Origin of the sequence: Bacillus sp. 166amftsu (assembly GCF_900107445.1) — a bacterium.
GTDB lineage: Bacteria > Bacillota > Bacilli > Bacillales > Bacillaceae_G > Bacillus_A > Bacillus_A arachidis.
Window position 1 is genome coordinate 1 of the sequence record NZ_FNQA01000011.1, and the last position, 20,645, is coordinate 20,645.

Sequence of the window (20,645 nt, forward strand, 5' to 3'; positions counted from 1 at the left end):
TTAGTGGGAATTAACATGTCCCTTGACGATATGGATCATACAGTTCGATTCGTGGAACCTTTAATTAAAACAACTGCTACTAACAAAGCCGATGGCTCTAAAGAGTTAGACGCTACAAAATCTGTAACTATCCAAGATAAAATTGAATACACTGACTTAATCGTAGGTAAAGAATATGTAGCAAAAAGTAAACTAATGGATAAAGCAACACACAAACCATTATTAGTTGATGGTAAAGAAGTAACCGCAGAATCTAAGTTTACTGCAAAAGAGAAAAATGGTTCTATTACACTTGACTTCACATTTAATGCTTCTGAACTACAAGGGAAGGAAGTAGTAGTGTTTGAAAAACTATATCAAGATGATGAATTAGTCGGAATTAACATGTCCCTTGACGATATGGATCATACAGTGAAGTTCAAAGAGAAAAAAACAGAAAAATCACAGCCAGAGCAACCTAAAACAGAAAAAACAGCAAAAGCAGGAACATTACCAGCCACAGGTGCAAATATGTCCTCTATGTGGTTCTCAGTGAGTGCTGGTCTTTTGTTACTAACCCTTGGAGCTATATTAGTTATTAAACGTAGAAATGCATAATAACTAAATAGTTTTTTACGCAGAAGGTATGGATGTGAAATAAAGTCACGATGTTTATAAGAAAGATGCGATGCTATATCTTTTCAATTAAAGAATTCTAAATGTGTTTTGATCAGACTTTTTTATAAAAATTGAACATCCAGTCACAAAGAAAGACTCTATTTTGATCAATCTTTTTTTCAAAATGGAGTCTTTTTGTGTAACACAGAATATGGATTTGTAAAAGGTTTTTAATCCAACTTTATTCCAAAGTTACACCTATTTAAGATACACTCAATTATCTTGATTTCCTATCGATTAACATTACATAAATTTAACCTTACACAGTTGCAATAATTTCTTTAGGCACTCATCAACTTAAAGCAACCTATTTCTTAATCGAAAAAATATTTAATAGTAAAAATAAATAAAGAAGTGATATAATGATTAAGTTTCTTCTAACTTTAACTGCTGAAAACAATCAAACAAAAACATGAAAGAAGTACTATTATGAAATCGTTAAAGCTATGATTATTTATAAGTAACTCTGACATATTCCAAACATGTATATGTTAACTTTGAATGTATAAATTTTCCCCTTGAATAAAACCCAATATTCCGTCAATAATGTAGATACAATAATCTTTCTCCAACCCCCTTGTAGTCTTGAGCAGTTAGTTTTTGCTAGCTGCTCTTTTGCTTTTTCACACTTTTTTCTCAATACTCATATACTACTTTGAACCAAAAAATAATATCTAAGCAATTAAATGAAAGGTATCCTTTTACAACTTTTCATTTAATTCCAAGGCTTATTTTCCCTTAAAGAGCACTGTTCGAAGGTGCTCTTTTTGATTTGTCTGAATAAAACCCTAAATCCTGCACATACTATGGTTACATCTAGACCCACTTCCATGATAGTGATCTTTTCTCCAATCTCCCTGGAGCCGAGCGGTTAGCTTTTGCTAGCTCCTCTTTCGTTTTCTTCTAGTCTTATCCATTGTCCATTCTCACGTTTCCAACCTTGCTTCCATAAATCTTTTAAATTATTTGACTTACCCATCTTAATTCTTTCTATATTCTCTATCGATGAGCGCATTATCTTAATGGCTTCATTAAGATTTTCTTCATACTTTTCTATGTCTTCTTCTCTACCCTCAACGTATGCAACAATTAGAGCAATCATAAGCTGCAACTGGCAAGCGTTTAGTCCTAAAAAGAATAAATTCAACTGCTGAAATATGGTTTATTGTTATTGCATTTATTTTATTACTTCCTACATTGGGATGGTCTCTTATACTCTACGCTGTTTATTTTGGGATAAAATCAATTTTCAGTAAAACATATTTAGTACAAAACGTTGCAACTGGTGAAAAATTTCATGTGGATAAACAAGAATTTAAGCAATATAAGTCGGCTTTATTTTAATCTACTTCTATATGTTTTCTGGCGGTCAACACTTTATCTTGTGTTTTAAAATATCTTTTCCTTGTCTTCAGAATCTAACAAAACATCAATTTATTTTCTCATTTGAGGATTATACAAATTAAAAGCTGTTTTTCTAGATTCTAATCGTATTTCTTCTGATATGGTTTCCTTAAAATCAAAAGCTGTATCAGTAATTGTGAAATAATTGGAAAATCGGTCATCGTTTTCTACTAGTTCTTTTAAAATTTCACACCAAGTATGGTCCATATTTATTTTTAATGGTTTATGTTTCATATACTTTTTATCTTTCATCCACTGTTCTCTCTTATACCCTAGCTTTAACCAGCTCAATACATCAATAATTGCAGTATTAAAACTTAATGTATTCACAATTTCTGATGAATAGTTGGTTAAAAGAATATTTGAATTTCCTGTTTTAGTGTATGTTACTATATCTTTGATAAAATTATCCATTACAAACCTCCTCTTATTTTATTAATAAGGATCATATATTTGATTTTTGTAATTACTCCAAATGTGTACTTGTATGTCATTTAAATTATAAAATTTGGTTTTAATCCTGAGTTTATTTGAAATTGCCGCTCATAGTAATACGCTCTCTTTTCCCAAGACCAGGATGAAATACCGGACATCCCAAATTTGTTGTTATAGTCTATAATGTGTGTGCCTTCATGAACTATATCACTTACAATGGGTTGTGAACTACTTCTTACTTATATTTGATTTCCAACTTGAATTTCCTTAGCATCTGTAGCACCAGTATACATATCAAATAATTCATCGCCAAGAACATTTAATTTAATATCTCCATTTCGTAAACCTTCTGCAATTTTTGTAGACTGATTAGTAACTCCATCTAACTGTTCAATAATCATTTCTCTTGTCAAGCTTTGATTAATTTTTTGCCCAGTGCCTATTTTTGCTGCCTTTGTAGCTGTATCAGCCATCTCAGCCACTTTTGCAGTCATTTTCACGCCCTTATCGACTTTCGCTATCTTTCCAAAAGAGGTAAGACCAGCTACTACCATTCCCCCCAGCTAAAAATCTTTCCCAAGTTGATAGCTTTTCTCCATTAGATGGATCAACACCATCCCAGGCACGACGTGTGGCCCACTTTCAAATGCTAGCGATGCAGTGAAGCAAGAAAACCTAAAAGAAAAATCTACATTTGAGAAAATAATAGATGGAGATTGGTCTGGTGCTGGTGAAGCTGTAAGCGATACAGTAGACGGTTTTAAATCTTTAGGTGATGCAGAAACATGGGAAAACCTCGGCAATTCTCTGTTGCATCCTATCGACACACTAAAAGGGATGGGGCAGGCAGTCTCTGAATCTTGGGATAAAGATGTTGTCAACGGCGATGCAGAAAGCCGTACAAAATTCTTTACATACGGATTGACTCAATTAGCTTTGGGTGTCCTAGGAGATAAAGGAGTAAGTAAAGTTGTTAAGGTAGCAAGTAGAGATGATTATAGAAGACAATGAGATAATAACCGCGTACCCTGTTTATACAAGGAGGGAAAAAATGAAATAGACATATGAATTTTATCGTGATGGACTTGGCGGTTTAAGAATACGTTTGCCAAAAGAGATTTCTATTATTTCTCATTTTTTAGAAGATATTTTAGATGATGAGGCGGATGAATATATACAGATTTTAGATGATGTAGTAGACAAAAAATTCCTGCAATATGAAATTGAGGGAAACGTGGCAGCTGTCTACATCGAACCTAATTATACAAGTGCTATTAACTTTTTTATGAGTCCCCCAAATAACCAGTATAAAATTGAGACCTCTGAATTTAGAAAACTACTTGTATTGTGGAGAGATAAAGTGGTAACAGAGGGAAAAGATATAGAAGCGTAAAAGAAAACCTATTATTTCGTATTTTAAAGTCGTTTTCCCTAGAGAAAACTACTTTAAAACGTAAGATAATGGGAGGTATGTGAAATAATAGATAAAGCCGACTTCATGTAGAAGTCAGCCACTTAAATTATTACAATTCTTTATTTTTCCCTTTTTTATATTCTTTTTGTTTATCTAGCCAAATATGAATTAAGTCTACTAATTCAATCGTTTCTATCTCACAAAATTCTCCCTTACCATCTTCGGCCAAATTGTCTAGGACAGTAGTTGTATCTTTTCGAATTTCTATACCACAAATGTTGCCATTTACTACTATGCAATCTTTTTCCCCGTTTAAAACACTATGTATTCCCTCTAAAATCCAATCTCCAAACGCAGAAACTTCAACGCCTAAAAAAGTTTCAACAAGTTTAATTTCTTGAGGAAGCCTCATAACTAATTTTCTATTTTTAAGTACTTCAAAACTATATGGATATTTCATTACTGTTGTACTCCTTTATACTAAAAATAAAATTTTCTCCAGATATCTCTAGTAGTAGAATTTATGTATCTGATGACAAAAAGAAGGAGGTTTCTACAAGTATAGATTACAGTAATGATTATAAAGTTGGTCATATAAGTTATTAATATTGCAAATTGACTTTTTTCTCTAATAACATTTTCACCCTCTATAATATCAAATACATAGACAAAACCCAGATAAAGAATATAGATAAACTTCGTCTGGGCCTTACATTCTATAATCTCCTGTTCTTTCAATTGCTTTACAATCAAAATAAACAATTATACCCTCTATCTCATATCAATTCACATGAACCTTTTCACCAGTTTTATCATTTTCAAATTCCTCATTTAATATAGTTATTACATTTTCATTACTCATTCCCTCACTATCCTTATCCCTTTTAAATTATAGTAACAATAGATTATTATTAAACTCATCTATCCAATATTTCTCTAATTTAGGTATTAACTCAGTAAAATCTTCATATTTACCATTCCAATCTTTTGGTACATATTCTTCATATGATGCTGGCTCTGGAAACATTGAATATAGTTTTTATCATCAAAGTTAATTAATAATACCGGACTAAAATCTAATAAATCTTCTCCTTCAATTTTACTTTTAATATTTTCAAGTAATAAATAATTTAATTCCTCTTTAGTTGTTATATATTTATTAATCCTTGGTAAAAACAATTCTACATTTTCATTATCTAATACTTTCATTCCATTTCTTTCTTCAGCTTCGTCATTATCTTCAATGCTTACGCCTAAATTTTTATATGCATTATTTAGCTTATTATAATCTAAAAACCATAATTCTTTATCTGTTACATACCATTTAAATTCATTATTATAGATGACTGCTACTACAATATTTTCTGCATAAAGTGGTTCTAATATCATAATATCCCCCTTTTATTATTACTTTGTAACCCTGCCTTTTTCGGAATATTATTCCATCCTTTCAATCCAAGGTGCTGGCAATTCATAAGAATTCCCTGGCATTGTTGGGTCAACTATTTTCGGTGCAGTTCCTCCTTGATTTAGTGAATTTGATTTATATCCTTTTTGAGGTATTGCATATTCATTTATAAAATCATCTAACCATTTAGGTATATCAAACTCAACTATCTCTGCATTACTTCCCCTTTTATTTAAGAAATATTTTGCCTGCTCATCATTACCTCTTTAGCCCCCCCCTTTTTTGCTAAATCCTTATCTCTATAAAACGTAACTAGTAGTTCCATTTTTATATTTACTACCTCTTCCCTTTCCTACATAATTTTAGAACAGGAATATTTTGAATCTCGATTTGAAGGGATTTTTAAAACAGATTATAAAACAGCACACGATGCAACTTTAAGATCAGATTGCCCTTGGAAAGTACTCAATATAGATGAAGAATTGAAATGGAGGAGATAAACTATGGCAATCCATATAACAATGAATAAAGAATTTGAAGATGAGGAAATAGTTGTATATCAATATTATCCATCAGAATCACCAGAAAAAGTTGGAAAAATGTATTTTCATAAAAAAGAGGACATGTTTTACGATTTAGAACCTGTTCCAGAAGAATCCATCGGAACAAGAAAGCATTATTTTAATTGTGCAATTTCTAGGATAGTGATATGTCTTAGAAATGGTGGGGAATTTTTGGATGAAATGACATACGGGGTATAGCAAAACCAACAAGTATATAAACAAAGCCGACTCAAATAACGAGCTGGTTTCTTTTTCATTATGCTATTGAGTTAACATCACTTACCATACATATTTCCTTTCGAAATTACACATTAACCCTGGTATCTTACGTTTTTCCTATTCTCTCACTCCTAAATAGTTTATTCTGGAGGGGATATCTTGAAGAAAAAAATTCCGATTATTGTAATTATAATAATTTCAATTTTCATAGAAGGATATAAATATATGGATTATAAGAAAAATAATGAAGAAGAAGTCATAAAAGAAAAAGCTAAACAGGTTGCTATTCAATATTTTAAAGAGGATAAAAACCTGGAAATTACAGTAACAGATTTTCAATTTGCCCCTTCAGACTTTGGAGTAGTTTTTGTATATGGGTATGTTACTCATAATACAACACGTAGAGTATCTGCAAATATAAACTATAGAGATAATTATAAAGTAGAAAGTATAGGTTACGATACGGATTAAGAAAAAAATAAATAAGTATAGAGGACTTTACTTGAATAGAAAATCGATAGTAATTATCCTTATTATTTCAGTCATACTATAAGGATGCTATAAATATATGGATTACAAAGATAATCAAGAAAAAGAACAAATAGCGTCTAAAGCTAAAAAAATAGCTATCCAATATTTTAAAGAACAAGAAAATATCGATATCACAGTAACAGATTTCGCGATACGGGAAAGCCCATACAGAACTTTAGTCCGCCTTTAAATATGGGATAAAAATATCCTAAAACAATTAAAATACTTATCTCGATCCTTTTTAAATTTATGAGTTATAGATTCCAATAAGTTTGTTGTACGAAAAGATAAAGCAGTCAGTATAAGTACAAAAGCAATAAGTGCTAATTTTCCCCTCACCCATAAGGAGCAAACAAACGAAATATAAGCAAGGCTGAAAAAACAATTTTTTTATAATTCCCGCTTGTTTAAACACAACTATTCTTCTCCTTGCTTAACAAATTTAGCAAATAAACCACCACCAATATACACACCAACTTCTTGACCCCCATGGAATTTACCACCGAATGTGCCGAGTCCAAATTCAGCACAAACTTCAAGATCGTAATCCTTAAAAAATTGAATAAAATCAGGTAGGTCAATTCTGTCTAGCTTTGCTTCATATTTTTGTATTGTCACCTCTGCATCTTGTTTAAACGTATACTCCTCAATTCCATATGCGACTGAAGCATTTATGAATTTTTGTGTTACTGATATTTCTGAAACATAAGGATTTTTAAAAGAAAGACCATCTTCAAATGCTGTAATTCCACCTTTTGCTCCAATAATCTTTCCCGTTAATAAATCTTCTTTTATCGTATTGAATTTGTAAGGAGCTCCTACCTCTATTTCTGCATGCCCAGCTTTGAATCCCAGCTTACTATTCTCAGAAAGTTCATATTCTCCCTCTAACAACGATCCTCCTAATTTAATACGATAGCGATCCTCTGTATTTACTTTTGTGGAACCTGTAAGGGTTTCAACATCCCCTTTAAATGGTTTTCCTGTTAAAATACCAGAAGCCATTGCAATAGCAACATCCATGTTATCTACCTGTTCGAATTTATTAGCAGAATCAAGAAGAAACTTCTCCAGTGGTTCTAATATTATTGTAAATTTTTCCATTTTAAGAGGTGAATCTCGAAAATCTGTATTAAATTTCATATAGGTTGCACCCATCCAAACATTACAAAGCATATCAATATCTTTCTTTAGTCGCTCTTGTGTTGCCGCTACATTGGTGATTGTTGATCGAATAGACCCTGCAACCTTGTGCAACTCTTCAGGAGTAACTTTAATATTCCCCATAATCATTCCGCTTTTAAATATTTATATAGAATATTTTACCATGAGGAAGTAATTACACAGAACAACATTTTTCATACTTATAGAAATTTTACAAAAAATAGTTCGCAGTTAGCAGACTGCTTCACTACAGGCGTTTTTTGTTTGTCTTCAAATCGTTTAAAAGGAACAAGTCTGAAACAAACGCGTATTACTCACTGTACTTTGAATGATTTATACGTCTATTTATAATGCTCACTCATAGATAGGGGATACATAATTCATTTTTACTAGACTAACATTCAATCATTTTTAACTTGATCGCATACAATGATAAGAATAATAAATAAGGAGATGCATAATAATGTCGAAACCAGCTTATGGTTACGTTACACTTGTAGGTAACCATCCTATAGAAATTAAACCAGGTGCAAACATAGAATTTAATAGAAATGGTCCATTAAATCGTATAGAGTTTACCCCACCTAGTGACACCCTAATAATACCTAAATCGGGCGACTATAAAGTCGAATATCTATTATTAATTGATGGTCCTGCTTCTACTTCAATATATGGTTTAATTTTAAATGATTCTTTAGTAAGTGGGCGACTTACTAATTATGGTATACAAAGACAAGTGACTGGAGCGAGTCTGATGCTTTCTGGACAGGCTATTATCCATATTCCCAAATGCTCAACACTACAGCTTCGAAATATAGGATCAACTACAGATGTGTTACTACCCATTCTAAACGGGCACAAAATTAATGCTGCATCATTAACTATCGAGAAGCTTAACTTGTAAAAATGCATTTGTGCAGCAGAACAAACTGGTTCAAATAATAATCAGTGGGGGATGAAGCCCTCCACTGATTAAAGTTTCACTTTATCTAATCCATTTCACATAAGATTCATCAAAATACATCCATCCTTCAACGCCATCTTTGTATACGTAAATCCAATCTTCGTATCTAAAATGAACGTCCCAAGCTCCACTATTCGCTTTTCCTACAACTTGGTCATTTCTGGACGCTCCTTTACGAAGATTGATGTTCGTTCCTGAAATCCAAACGACACCTTTTGTTTTGCCATCTTTATTGATTTTACATACGTCATCGCGCATCCAATTTTTTTCAGCTACTTTATACCAAAAATGAGAACCATCATAAAACCAATCTAGGTATACATGTCCAGAATCTTTTGTCGCTTGACGTACAACTTTTGCTTGTAAGGATGGCGCCTCACGAATGTTTGCTATAGCTACCGTTACAGTGATAGAACCTAAATTATTCGTTTTCCAATCAGGAGGAAGAAACCCTGGTGCAGGCTCATTCTCTCCGAAAAACCATGATAAAGGCTTATCTCCAATTAAACGATTGAAATCACATTTGCCAATACCAGATATATTCCCTGCGTCAGTATATTGCCACATATCACATGGATACGCTGGTTTGATATCCCCATAACGCGGGATCCATACGAAATCAACATTTACTTTTTCCATACCAAATGGGCTGTACACATGATGTCCCGCATATAACCCTACTTTTTGAGCACCGAGTATGCGTAACTCATCAATGAAAGCTTGTGTTCCTGCACTCATATCTTCCATTGTTTTCACTTCAACATCAGCTACCCAAAACAATGCATTTTTGTCACCACGATTCCAAAAATCTCTTGCTTCTACTCTTGCATCATTTTCGGAAACAAATCTACAAAAAGCGTAGTTTCCGAACGGAACATTATAAGCTTTCATTGAAGACACATATGATTGATACATTGGGTCTATATAGTTTGATCCATCTTGTACTCTAGCAATCACTAAGTCAAGCTGCGGGGCTGCTACTCTCCAATTAATATCACCATTCCATTTCGAAATATCGACGATATACCCCATTATTCAACATCTCCTTTATTATTATCATATTCAGAGCTTGTCTCATGGTCGGACCAAATGCCTATTGCAGTACCAACAAATAATATATAAAGTGCAAATTGATCTAATGGGCTTTCCTTTTCTATTAATCTAATTTTCCAACTAAAAATCATAGTAATAAAAAAACGCAACCTATATTTTTCGGTTGCGAACTCATACAAACTTTATCAAATCAAACTCCTTTTTCTCGTTGTCCAAGCATATTTATATCTATCGCATAGACTAATAAGGAAGAAAAGAGTTTAGTACCACCTTCAAACATCTTCATTTATTAATATTCTACTTAATAATTCTGTCCAAAAAAATAAAACAAGGATTTTTCCTTGTTCCCATTTGTTTTTCCATTCAAGAGATCAACCACCAGTATCTCCGTCTGCCATCTCGTTCACTATGGTAGTAGTTTGTTTCTTATCTACCAAAGTATGTACTCCCCATGTTAAAGAAAAATAAAAACCCTACTTTTGACACTTAAACAAAAACAGGGCTTTATTCTATACTTTTTTATAATTGTTTACTCACCAAGACAATCATTACGACAATTGCTATAAGCATGACTACTAAACACCCCATCAGCTTATAGAAACCTCTCTTCGTCAATGTATTCCCTTGTATATCCTTACGAATAAATAAGTACACTGCTAAAAATAAAAGCAGCCCGATCCCAAAAGCAAATATACTTTGCATCTATCTCATTCACCTTTCTCATTTCAGCTTTAATATTTTTTAGACAAAATAACGAATGAAATAAAGACCGTACAAATTGTTAATGCTGCTAAAATATTAAGCAGTTCTGCAGCAGACAATGTAATGATCTTTAAATTTAATCCGATTGAAAATAGAATATAATACGCTAACAACGCAAAGTAAGAATAGAACATTCCTTTTTGCCGAATTAACTTCATCCTTTCGTCTTTCTCCTTAAATTGTGGATGGAGATAACTTAAGCAAAAGCACATGACTGTCATCGCTAGTAATGTGTACGTTTGTGACGGTGGTGAAGAATGCGCCATTATACCTATAAATAGCATAAATCCACTCATAACAGAAAAGATAATCCCCATAATCAAAAAATATTTTTGTGAGTAGTTCATCTTTCTTTCCCCCCTATGTAGATTTAGTTCTCTTTCCCTTCATAAATAAATACATTTTCTATCGTTGTCTGAAATGTGTTCGCAATTTCAAATGCTAAAGGAAGTGATGGATCATATTTTCCTTTTTCAATTGAAATAATAGTTTGTCTAGAAACACCAAGTTTTTCAGCTAACTTCTCTTGTGACAGGCCAAATTTTTTTCTGTATTCTACCATTTTGTTTTCCAAGGAAATATTCCCCTCCTCCTTACACAGAGTATAAATGTAAAGCAACCTTTACGTCAAGTTTACTTTACATAAACTCCTCAAAGCTCCCTACTCCCATCTTTTATTTCTAATCAAGATGATTTTTATAACGAATGCATAAATAGAACTAAACCAACTATCGATAGAACCATTGAAAATACTATCAGCCAAATGACATGAACACCAAAATCCCCATTATCTGTTTCCCTTTTCATTTCACAGCTCCTATGTATCTCTACGCAAAAGGAACACAGCATTCATACTTTCGTAAATCCCCTTCATCTAGTTCTCATATTGATTCCTTATTTCTTTCCTGCCCATTTTTATCCACTTTTCATTTTAAATAATTGTTGAATAGTATAAAAATGGAGAGTCACAACAAATAAGAACACTCTAAACGATTCTGTTATAATATCTCACTTCCTTATTACTTAATCTACATAAAGAAATTTGCTATATCAATCGGCTATCATTAGGAAAAATTAATATCGTTATAAGCACTTTATCTTTTTAAAATATTACACTTCTTCTCCTATAGAAATGAAGCCTGCTATCATTTTCGAGCAATTTTCAGTTATATTTGCAAAAACTAACGATTTATGAACCATTTTCAAATGACAATCACCAATTATAAGCAAATACTTCTTTTTTCCTTTCAATATTTAACACTATCGAAACAAAGTTTACGATAAATTCATAATTTTTTATTTTTTATACTATATTCCATTGTATTGTTGTATAATATTCTTGAAAGCGCTTATTATTTTAATATACATAAATCAAATCATTTTTGTCGAAACATTCTTTCAATTTATCCTATACTTTCATCTGGAAGATTTTGTTTTAAATACTGATGTACCAGATGAAATCACCTATTTTTTCCTTAAAATTAATTTATAACATGAAAGATTAACTTGGGTGATAAGTAATTGTGAATGTTTTTTTACAAAACGGATAAGTAATAATGTTTGGTATTATGTAAATTATTGTAATAACATAAGAGTAAAGATAACATTTACATTCATTACTGATTCATCAATTATGAAAAGAGCAAAATGCATTCTTTCACATTATGAAAAAAGGATTACATGCATTGGGAGGTTTAAACAAATGACGAGGAAGAATACATCGACAAACCCTTGGGCCAAATTCCATGGTCCGAACCTTGGCTATGTTATTGAACAGTATGATCGTTACGTGACTAATGAAGGTTCAGTTGATCCGGAATTACAAGAGCTTTTTGAAACTTTTGGAGCTCCTACATTCCAAGCAGATGTCGTAACAGGGGACAACACAGAAATAAATTTTTCTCCTCAAAACACAGGAAACATTGAAAAGATTCTTAAAGTCGTTCAACTTGTTGAGAATATCCGTTCATTCGGTCATACATTGGCTCATATTAATCCAATGGAAGAGCTAACAAATGGACAATCTCTCATCGAGAAAGTAATGAGCGAATTAAGCGATGCAGATTTGAAAGCGATTCCAGCAAAAACAGTATGGCCAGATGCACCAATTGGTATTCACACAGCTCTTGATGTAATTAATAGATTAAAAGATGTTTATACAAAATCTTTAGCCTATGAATTTTCTCATATACAAGATAGTGAAGAACGTGCGTGGTTGCATCAAATGGTGGAATCAAATTCCTTGCGTCAACCACTACCAAATAAAAAACGAACTGCTCTTTTAAAACGTTTAACAGCTGTTGAAGGTTTTGAGCAATTCTTGCATAAAACATTTGTAGGTCAAAAACGCTTCTCTATTGAAGGCGTTGATATGCTTGTACCTGTACTAGATGAAATTATTTCTGAAGGTGCTAAGGGCGGCGTAAGTGACGTTATGATTGGTATGGCTCACCGCGGGCGCCTTAGCGTACTCGCTCACGTACTAGAAAAACCATATAGTCACATGTTTGCAGAATTCAAACATGCAACTATAGAAGGTGTAAATAGTAATGCTGGCTGGACTGGCGACGTGAAATACCATTTAGGTAGAGAGCAAGTTGTTGGGGCTGAAGATGCTCAAACACGTGTAACGTTAGCGAACAACCCAAGCCATCTTGAATTTGTTAACCCTGTTGTGGAAGGTTATGCACGTGCAGCTCAAGAAAATCGTAAAAAAGCTGGTCATCCTGAACAAGATACTTCGAAATCATTCGTAATTTTAGTTCATGGTGACGCTGCATTCCCTGGTCAAGGTATCGTGTCTGAAACATTAAACTTAAGCAGACTAAACGCATACCAAACTGGTGGAACAATTCATATTATTGCAAATAACTCAGTTGGCTTTACAACAGATAGCTATGATTCTCGTTCTACAAAATATTCAAGCGACCTTGCAAAAGGTTTCGATATTCCAATCGTCCATGTAAATGCTGACGATCCAGAAGCTTGTCTTGCAGCTGCTGACCTTGCAATCCAATATCGTATGCTGTTCAAAAAAGACTTCTTAATCGATTTAATCGGTTACCGTCGTTACGGTCATAACGAAATGGATGACCCAGCAGTTACACAACCACAAGTTTATAAAAAAATTAAAAACCATCCGACAGTTAGAGCAATCTATGCAGAGCAACTGCAAACTGATGGTGTTTTAAATGCTGATGAAGTTGAAACAATTACACAGTTTGTGCAAGAACAATTGAAAGCTGAGTATGCAGAAGTACCACCTGCTGATACTAGTGATGCAGCAATACACGTTAAAGTTCCAGACGTAGTTGCAAGAGGTATTCAACCAATTGATACAGGTCTTCCAATTGAAACTTTACGTGCATTAAACGAAGGACTATTACAATGGCCAGAAGGCTTTAATGTATATCCTAAAGTAAAGAAAATTCTTGAACGTCGTAAAGATGCTCTTGAAGATGGCGGTAAAGTGGAATGGGCTCTTGCTGAATCGTTAGCATTCGCTACCATTTTACAAGAAGGTACGCCAATTCGTTTAACTGGTCAAGATTCACAACGTGGTACGTTCGCACACCGTCATATCGTATTACATGATACAGAAACAAACGAAACATATTCACCACTTCATCGTTTACCGAATATTAATGCATCATTCTCTGTTCATAACAGTCCGTTATCTGAGGCTGCTGTTGTCGGTTATGAATACGGTTATAATGTGTTCGCTCCAGAAACTTTAGTTATGTGGGAAGCACAATATGGTGATTTCTCAAATACTGCGCAAGCATTATTTGATCAATATGTTTCAGCAGGAAGAGCGAAATGGGGACAAAAATCGGGTCTAATTCTTCTTCTGCCTCATGGTTATGAAGGTCAAGGACCAGAGCACTCTAGTGCACGTCCAGAACGTTTCTTGCAACTAGCTGCTGAAAACAACTGGACTGTTGCAAACTTAACAAGTGCGGCACAATACTTCCATATTTTACGCCGTCAAGCATCAATCCTTGGTACAGAAGCTGTTCGACCATTAGTCATTATGACGCCAAAGAGCTTATTACGTCATCCGCTTACTACTTCATCTGGAAAAGAATTAAGCGAAGGTCGTTTCCAAATGGCTCTAGAGCAAGAAAACCTTGGTACAAAACCAAATAAAGTAAAACGTCTTGTTTTAACAACTGGTAAGATGGCAATTGATATAGCAGCAGAGGTTGAATCAGGTAAACATGAGTACAATTTAGATGAAGTTCATATTGTTCGCATTGAGCAATTGTACCCATTCCCTGCTGAAAAAGTTCAATCTATCATGAAACGCTTTAAAAACTTAGAAGAAATTATTTGGGTACAAGAAGAACCACGAAACATGGGTGCATGGCATTACATGGCTCCAATTCTGTTTGAACTTGCTGGCGATAAAGTAAAAACAGGCTACATTGGACGTCCAGATCGCTCAAGTCCATCAGGCGGCGATCCACATGCACACAAAGCGGAACAAGAACTTATCGTTGCACATGCATTAGACACAAAGTACAACTTCCGTCAAGACAAACAAGAAATAGAAGTTTATAGCAACTAAAAACGAAAGTGATTTACTCATGCTCATTTGGGCAGAGTTCCTTACCTACTAGGTTGTAAAGAATTTCTGCCCAATCAAGCTTGAAGCATTGAGATTACCGAAGAGAAAAGAAGACAAAACACACCGTTAGGCAAATAAGGGGAGGACATTTAAAATGATCGAAATTAAAGTACCTGAGCTTGCAGAATCTATTTCAGAAGGAACTATCTCACAATGGCTTATCAATGTAGGCGACAAAGTTGAGAAAGGTGGCAGCGTTGTTGAGCTTGAGACAGATAAAGTCAATGTAGAAATCATTGCAGAAGATTCAGGTATTGTATCACAACTACTAGGAGAGCCTGGAGATACAGTTGAAGTTGGTGACGTAATTGCAATTTTAGATGCAAACGGCGTTGCAGTAAGTACATCAGCACCTGCTCCAGCAGCAGAACAACCAAAACAAGAAGTTACTGAAGCACCTAAAGCTGAGGCTCCAAGTGCTGCACCAACTAAAACAGCTTTACAAGGTCTTCCAAATACAGATCGTCCTATCGCATCACCTGCTGCTAGAAAAATGGCGCGTGAATTAGGAATCGACTTAAATGAAGTACGCAGCACTGATCCACTTGGCCGCGTGAGACCACATGATGTACAAGCACATGCTGCTGCACCAAAAGCAGAGCCAAAACAAGAAAAAACAAGTCCAAAACCAGCAGTAACTACTGAATTTGAAAAGCCAGTTGAGCGCGTAAAAATGTCCCGCCGCCGTCAAACAATTGCAAAACGTCTTGTAGAAGTTCAACAAACATCTGCAATGTTAACAACATTTAACGAAGTTGATATGACTGCAGTTATGGAATTACGTAAAGAACGTAAAGACGCGTTCGAGAAAAAACATGATGTTCGTCTTGGCTTTATGTCATTCTTCACAAAAGCTGTTGTGGCAGCATTAAAACAATTCCCATTGTTAAATGCTGAAATTCAAGGTGACGAGCTTATCATTAAAAAATTCTATGACATCGGAATCGCTGTAGCAGCTCCAGATGGATTAGTTGTTCCAGTTGTACGTGATGCAAACCAATTAAACTTCGCTGAAATCGAAAGCGAAATTCGTGAACTAGGTAAAAAAGCACGCGACAACAAACTTACATTAAAAGAACTACAAGGTGGTACATTTACAATTACAAACGGTGGTGTGTTCGGCTCCCTTATGTCAACACCAATCCTAAACAGCCCACAAGTAGGTATTCTTGGAATGCATAAAATTCAAGTAAGACCAGTTGCAATCGATGCAGAACGCATGGAAAACCGTCCAATGATGTACATTGCACTATCTTACGACCACCGTATCGTCGATGGTAAAGAAGCAGTTAGCTTCCTAGTTGCTGTTAAAGAAATGCTTGAAGATCCAAAATCATTATTATTAGAAGGTTGATAGGCTTTCTAAATCATACTGGCTACACGAAAGAATCAATGTATTCTTTCGTGTAGCCTTTTTTATATAACAGTGATTTATATAGTGAATAATCAAAATAACTCATAAGGGACAAATCACGGTACATACACTGATAATGTGTGTTTAGAATTTACTGATAAGGAGGAATAGAATGAGTACGCTGCAAGCTTCCACAAAGCTAAAAATGAACAAGGATACCTTTTTTCTCCCCGATTCCAATGGGGGTGTTTATTTTCGAAATAACTCCAGTTCGTTCCGGATACAAGGTAATGGAATCTATGAATGGATTGAAAAATTAATGCCTATGTTTAATGGAGAACACACTTTAGAAGAGCTAACAAATGGGCTTCCCCTCCCTTATCAAAATAGAGTGTTTGAAATTGGAGAACTTTTGCACAAAAATGGTTTTGTTCGAGATCTGAATCAAGATGCCCCTCACCAATTAGAAGATGCATTACTTGAGAGATACGAACCGCAAATTGAATTTTTAGAGGCTTACTCTCACTCAGGTCCTCTAAAGTTTCAAATGTATCGCCAATCTAAAGTGTTAGCGATTGGCTCTGGACCTATTTTCACTTCATTAATTTCTTCTTTACTTGAATCTGGTCTACCTGAATTTCATTACCTAATTACCGATCCTGATGCAACAAATCTCTCGCGGCTAAATGAACTTGTACAACAAGCACATGCTACTGATGCAGATGTACTTGTTCAAGAAATAGATACAACGAGAAATTATTCTTTACAGGAAGTTTTTCATCCATTTGATTGGATTCTATATGTATCTCAAAATGGCAATATCGAAAAACTTAGGGCCATACATGCAATTTGTAGAGAAGAGAAGAAAAACTTTCTTCCTGCTTTATGTTTACAGCATGTAGGCTTAGCTGGTCCTGTCATTACTTCTGACTCTGAAGAATGCTGGGAATCCGCATGGCACCGTATACATGAAACTGCTATTCAAAAAGATCAAACACCAGATCCCGTCTCTCCAATTGCTTGTGCTATGTTAGCCAATACAATTGTTTTTGAGTTATTCAAACATGTTACAGATTCCTCAAATAGGAAGACAAAGAAGCACTTCTTTCTATTAGATTTTGAAACGCTCGAAGGAAATTGGCATCCATTTATGAAGCACCCGCTTATAGCCCCTGAAAATTTTACGATAGAATTAATACAAGACCTTGATGACACTTTAAAACGACATGCAGATCAAAAACATTCAAATGAGCTTTTTCGTTTTTTTGACCAGTTAACCTCAAATAAAGCTGGAGTTTTTCACATATGGGATGAACAAGATCTCAACCAATTACCGTTGTCCCAGTGCTATGTTCAAGTTGCCAATCCATTATCAGAAGGACCTACTTCCCTCCTCCCTACTATTATTTGCGGCGGATTAACTCATGATGAAGCACGCCGCGTGGCAGGTCTAACTGGAATTGAAACATATGTAACTCAAATGGTTAATTTCCTTATTCCTGACCAAGATGAATTCATTGGAATCGGAGCTGGGGAAACGATGTTAGAAGGTGTGTATCGTGCGCTACAAAACCATTTAACCCACACATTACAAGCGAGGAAGTTAAGACAAACAGAAGAAATTGTGCCACTACAAGTAACAGAAATTCATGACAACCACTGCCAATTTTATTTACGTGCACTCTCCGTGATACATGGGGAACCAAAGATAGGGATTGGTGAAAATGTACTAGGTTTTCCGGTTGTTTGGGCCCGTATACACAATCAGTGGTATGGTAGCGCGAACCTAAATATAACACTAGCTCTAAGAGACGCATTACAACAAGCACTTCTTCATACACAAAACTACGAAATCCCCTATAACTCTAATATATTATCGGAATCATCTATTCTTTTACACGATGCTGAGTCGTTTAGAATTGAAGTACAAAAAGAAGAACAAATTCCACCATTAGAATCCTTACAACTCGCTTTACAGAATTTAAAGGAACATAATCTTTATCCCTACGTCCTCGACCTAGCAATTGAACCATTTTTAAAAGAAGGATTAGGTGGTGTAGTTGGTGTGGTAATAAAAGAGGAGGTGGACTGATGGAGCGTCAAATACTAATTGTAGGAGATGGCCTACTTGCAAGCTATGTAAATCAGCAATTATCTGGTCACTACTCTATCATTCATCAAAACACACTTGAAGAACCCCTCCCTGAAAACATTAAACTTGCTCTCGTACTACATGATGGTTCTCCTTCCTCTATCCATCATAAAGCTGAAGAAATGTTTCGATCCGCTAACATTCCTTGGCTAAGAGGTTTTACTTCATTTGGCGAAGGGATCATTGGCCCTTATGTTCAGCCACATGCAGCAGGATGTTCTCATTGTGCTGATGCAAGACGGTTTATAGCTGGTTTTGATCAAAAAGAAATGTGGGAGTTACAGCGGCAATACTCCTTAAAAAAGGATGCTGCCGTGCAACGAGATATATGCGCAACGCAAAGTGCATTACTACAAATGTGTCACCTTATTCATGCTGAAACAGAAAAGATAGTAACAAAAGGGGGTACTTCTTTAGCTGAAGAAGTGATTTTACTTAACATGCAAACTCTTCAATGTTCACGTCATTCGTTTCTTCCTGATCCTGTATGTCCGGTGTGTAGCACAATACCTGATGACACTGAAGCTTCTGCTTATCTATCTCTGCAACCGAGCTTTAAAACGAGTACTGAAAGCTACCGATGTCGTTCTATTGAAGATTTAAATACGTTTTTAACGAAAGATTATTTAGATTATCGAACAGGACTTTTGAATGGAAAGATGCAGCATTCCTTATTACCATTCGCTGATGTTATTGTAAATATGCCATTACTTTTTGGTAACGAAGGAGTTGCAGGTCGAACACATTCATTCAGGATAAGCGAGGCAACTGCGATTTTAGAAGGACTAGAGAGATACTGCGGAATGGCCCCTCGCGGGAAGCGGACAAATGTTCATGGCAGCTATCGAGAATTAGAAGATAAAGCCATCAATCCTCTTACAATTGGTGTACATACAGATGAACACTATGAAAAAGAGAATTTTCCATTCAGACCATTTGATCCCGATTATTCTCAAGATTGGGTATGGGGTTATTCTTTATCACAAAACCGTCCCATCTTAGTTCCGGAATCAATTGCATATTATAGCCTAGGGCACAGGGACGCTTTTGTTTATGAAACTTCAAACGGCTGTGCAATTGGAGGTAGTTTAGAAGAAGCGATTTTCCATGGCATTTTAGAAATAGTCGAACGCGACGCTTTCTTGCTAACGTGGTATGCACAATTGCCACTCCCCCGCCTTGATCTAGCTTCCGCAGGCGATGTGGAATTACAATTGATGATTGAACGAATGCGGACCATTACAGGTTATGATTTACATGTTTTTGATGCAACGATGGAGCATGGTATTCCAAGTATATGGGCAATTGCAAAAAATACAAAAAAGGGTGGAATGAACCTCGTCTGTGCAGGTGGTGCTCATATAGAACCGCTGCGAGCTGTTAAAAGTGCTATTCATGAATTAGCAGGTATGTTGCTTATACTGGATGAGAAACTTGAAGCAAACAAACAAAAATATGAGCAATGTTTACGCGATCCCTATCTCGTTACCCAAATGGAAGATCATAGTATGGTATATGGCTTACCAGAAGCTGAAGAACGCCTTCAATTTTTACTAAATGACAATCGAGCTGTGCGAACATTTAAAGAAATGGATCAGCTAAAAGCGATTGATCGGGATATAACTTCAGACCTTCGCCATCTTCTAGATCTACTACATCACTCAGGGCTTGAGGTAATTGTCATTGACCAAACTGTTCCTCTCATACAGAAAAACGGATTATCTTGTGTGAAAGTATTAATTCCTGGTATGTTGCCAATGACATTTGGTCATCAACTTACTCGTACAACAGGACTCCAAAGAGCACTTACCGTACCAATGCAACTTGGATATACAAGCGAACCACTTACATTAGAACAACTAAATCCACATCCGCATCCATTTCCATAAAGAAACAGTAAAGTAGCGCTTGAATCAGTAGTTTTTCTTCCTCCCC

19 protein-coding genes and 4 pseudogenes are annotated in these 20,645 nt (G+C 35.0%); 12 read left to right on the top strand and 11 right to left on the bottom strand.

Annotated elements, in window-relative coordinates:
- Positions 1-597 (top strand): VaFE repeat-containing surface-anchored protein (locus tag BLV40_RS19785; protein ID WP_139265576.1); only part of this gene is annotated, 597 nt, incomplete at its 5' end.
- Positions 598-1,528: 931 nt separating this feature from the next.
- Here the strand turns inward: BLV40_RS19785 and BLV40_RS28665 are convergent.
- Entirely contained in the window at positions 1,529-1,804 is a 276-nt protein-coding gene (locus tag BLV40_RS28665; RefSeq protein ID WP_211482128.1) for a hypothetical protein, read from the bottom strand.
- On the opposite strand from BLV40_RS28665, the gene BLV40_RS29420 reads away from it, so the two are divergent.
- Positions 1,795-2,001, top strand: coding sequence for a hypothetical protein (locus BLV40_RS29420; protein WP_244525434.1), 207 nt, complete (start codon positions 1,795-1,797; stop codon positions 1,999-2,001). The genes BLV40_RS28665 and BLV40_RS29420 overlap by 10 nt on opposite strands.
- Positions 2,002-2,091: 90 nt before the next feature.
- On the opposite strand, the gene BLV40_RS19795 is transcribed toward BLV40_RS29420, so the two are convergent.
- Both BLV40_RS19795 and BLV40_RS19800 read right to left on the bottom strand, forming a co-directional pair.
- Positions 2,092-2,475, bottom strand: coding sequence for a hypothetical protein (locus BLV40_RS19795; protein WP_090693088.1), 384 nt, complete (start codon positions 2,473-2,475; stop codon positions 2,092-2,094).
- A gap of 494 nt (positions 2,476-2,969) precedes the next feature.
- A pseudogene (locus tag BLV40_RS19800) lies at positions 2,970-3,138 on the bottom strand (pre-toxin TG domain-containing protein); the annotation flags it as partial.
- A gap of 18 nt (positions 3,139-3,156) precedes the next feature.
- Between BLV40_RS19800 and BLV40_RS19805 the strand changes: the two are divergent.
- On the top strand, positions 3,157-3,507 hold the full coding sequence (locus BLV40_RS19805) for a hypothetical protein (RefSeq protein WP_090693093.1): 351 nt from the start codon (positions 3,157-3,159) through the stop codon (positions 3,505-3,507).
- A gap of 88 nt (positions 3,508-3,595) precedes the next feature.
- Positions 3,596-3,889 carry a hypothetical protein gene (locus BLV40_RS19810; RefSeq protein WP_244525435.1) on the top strand — a complete coding sequence of 98 codons (294 nt, stop codon included), beginning with the start codon at positions 3,596-3,598 and terminating at the stop codon, positions 3,887-3,889.
- A 130-nt stretch (positions 3,890-4,019) separates the two neighbouring features.
- On the opposite strand, the gene BLV40_RS19815 is transcribed toward BLV40_RS19810, so the two are convergent.
- From BLV40_RS19815 to BLV40_RS29820, 3 genes and pseudogenes are all read right to left on the bottom strand, one after another.
- Positions 4,020-4,370: a hypothetical protein gene (locus BLV40_RS19815; protein WP_090693096.1), complete on the bottom strand. Its 351-nt coding sequence runs from the start codon at positions 4,368-4,370 to the stop codon at positions 4,020-4,022.
- Positions 4,371-4,799: 429 nt separating this feature from the next.
- Positions 4,800-5,299, bottom strand: a pseudogene (locus BLV40_RS19820) (hypothetical protein).
- 48 nt (positions 5,300-5,347) lie between these two features.
- Positions 5,348-5,581, bottom strand: a pseudogene (locus tag BLV40_RS29820) (WXG100 family type VII secretion target); the annotation flags it as partial.
- 240 nt (positions 5,582-5,821) lie between these two features.
- Between BLV40_RS29820 and BLV40_RS19830 the strand changes: the two are divergent.
- From BLV40_RS19830 to BLV40_RS28670, 3 genes are all read left to right on the top strand, one after another.
- A complete protein-coding gene (locus BLV40_RS19830; protein ID WP_090693100.1) occupies positions 5,822-6,079 on the top strand; it encodes a hypothetical protein in 258 nt (85 codons plus the stop codon).
- Positions 6,080-6,259: 180 nt separating this feature from the next.
- Positions 6,260-6,571, top strand: a complete 312-nt coding sequence (locus BLV40_RS19835) for a hypothetical protein (protein ID WP_244525428.1) — start codon at positions 6,260-6,262, stop codon at positions 6,569-6,571.
- Positions 6,572-6,668: 97 nt separating this feature from the next.
- Complete coding sequence (locus tag BLV40_RS28670; protein WP_170833679.1) at positions 6,669-6,821, top strand: hypothetical protein; 153 nt, start codon at positions 6,669-6,671, stop codon at positions 6,819-6,821.
- Positions 6,822-7,048: 227 nt separating this feature from the next.
- On the opposite strand, the gene BLV40_RS19840 is transcribed toward BLV40_RS28670, so the two are convergent.
- Positions 7,049-7,918 (bottom strand): WXG100 family type VII secretion target, encoded by an 870-nt coding sequence (locus BLV40_RS19840; RefSeq protein WP_090693103.1) that lies wholly within the window; start codon positions 7,916-7,918, stop codon positions 7,049-7,051.
- Positions 7,919-8,258: 340 nt separating this feature from the next.
- On the opposite strand from BLV40_RS19840, the gene BLV40_RS19845 reads away from it, so the two are divergent.
- Positions 8,259-8,699, top strand: a complete 441-nt coding sequence (locus BLV40_RS19845) for a hypothetical protein (protein ID WP_090693105.1) — start codon at positions 8,259-8,261, stop codon at positions 8,697-8,699.
- A gap of 537 nt (positions 8,700-9,236) precedes the next feature.
- Here BLV40_RS19845 and BLV40_RS29425 read toward each other — a convergent pair.
- From BLV40_RS29425 to BLV40_RS19870, 4 genes and pseudogenes are all read right to left on the bottom strand, one after another.
- Positions 9,237-9,791: pseudogene (locus BLV40_RS29425) on the bottom strand (glycoside hydrolase family 25 protein); the annotation flags it as partial.
- A 540-nt stretch (positions 9,792-10,331) separates the two neighbouring features.
- Positions 10,332-10,514, bottom strand: coding sequence for a DUF3976 domain-containing protein (locus BLV40_RS19860; RefSeq protein ID WP_026591445.1), 183 nt, complete (start codon positions 10,512-10,514; stop codon positions 10,332-10,334).
- A 29-nt stretch (positions 10,515-10,543) separates the two neighbouring features.
- Positions 10,544-10,921 (bottom strand): hypothetical protein, encoded by a 378-nt coding sequence (locus tag BLV40_RS19865; protein WP_026591446.1) that lies wholly within the window; start codon positions 10,919-10,921, stop codon positions 10,544-10,546.
- Positions 10,922-10,944: 23 nt separating this feature from the next.
- Complete coding sequence (locus tag BLV40_RS19870) at positions 10,945-11,148, bottom strand: helix-turn-helix transcriptional regulator (RefSeq protein ID WP_026591447.1); 204 nt, start codon at positions 11,146-11,148, stop codon at positions 10,945-10,947.
- A 1,128-nt stretch (positions 11,149-12,276) separates the two neighbouring features.
- Between BLV40_RS19870 and BLV40_RS19875 the strand changes: the two genes are divergently transcribed.
- The 4 genes from BLV40_RS19875 to BLV40_RS19890 all read left to right on the top strand — a co-directional run bounded on the left by BLV40_RS19875 (position 12,277) and on the right by BLV40_RS19890 (position 20,599).
- Positions 12,277-15,144, top strand: a complete 2,868-nt coding sequence (locus tag BLV40_RS19875; protein WP_026591448.1) for a 2-oxoglutarate dehydrogenase E1 component — start codon at positions 12,277-12,279, stop codon at positions 15,142-15,144.
- A 154-nt stretch (positions 15,145-15,298) separates the two neighbouring features.
- Positions 15,299-16,558, top strand: coding sequence for a 2-oxoglutarate dehydrogenase complex dihydrolipoyllysine-residue succinyltransferase (gene odhB / locus BLV40_RS19880; protein WP_026591449.1), 1,260 nt, complete (start codon positions 15,299-15,301; stop codon positions 16,556-16,558).
- A gap of 172 nt (positions 16,559-16,730) precedes the next feature.
- Positions 16,731-18,650, top strand: coding sequence for a putative thiazole-containing bacteriocin maturation protein (locus tag BLV40_RS19885; RefSeq protein ID WP_090693113.1), 1,920 nt, complete (start codon positions 16,731-16,733; stop codon positions 18,648-18,650).
- Positions 18,650-20,599, top strand: coding sequence for a TOMM precursor leader peptide-binding protein (locus tag BLV40_RS19890; protein ID WP_026591451.1), 1,950 nt, complete (start codon positions 18,650-18,652; stop codon positions 20,597-20,599). The genes BLV40_RS19885 and BLV40_RS19890 overlap by 1 nt, the downstream gene beginning before the upstream one ends.
- Positions 20,600-20,645 lie beyond the last annotated feature (46 nt).